At 38.0% G+C, this 250-nt stretch carries 1 pseudogene; it reads left to right on the plus strand.

Annotated features, from left to right (window positions below):
- Positions 1-186, plus strand: a pseudogene (locus AAEZ00_RS21810) (flagellar brake protein); the annotation flags it as partial.
- Positions 187-250: the final 64 nt, after the last annotated feature.

The raw sequence follows: 250 nt of genomic DNA on the forward strand, positions 1-250 counted from the left end.
GATATGCAATGCACTGTCGTACTCAATAGTAGTGATAAAGATTTTGAAGGTGAAATTTGCAGTGTTAAAGAGCATGTCGCAGGTGTGCACTGCGGAATTAAGCTACTAGCAAGCGAGGATGAAATGAAAACCTTTATGAAAGAGCATTTTATAGACCCATCTGCGCTTGAGCCCACCGTTGACTAAATCGTTTTTCGCTTATTTGCAACAAAATGTCGTTTTACGTGAGTATTTATAAAGTGTTTTTTTG

Origin of the sequence: Shewanella sp. S1-49-MNA-CIBAN-0167, from assembly GCF_040310145.1 — a bacterium.
In the GTDB taxonomy this organism is placed as follows: Bacteria; Pseudomonadota; Gammaproteobacteria; order Enterobacterales; family Shewanellaceae; genus Shewanella; species Shewanella psychromarinicola.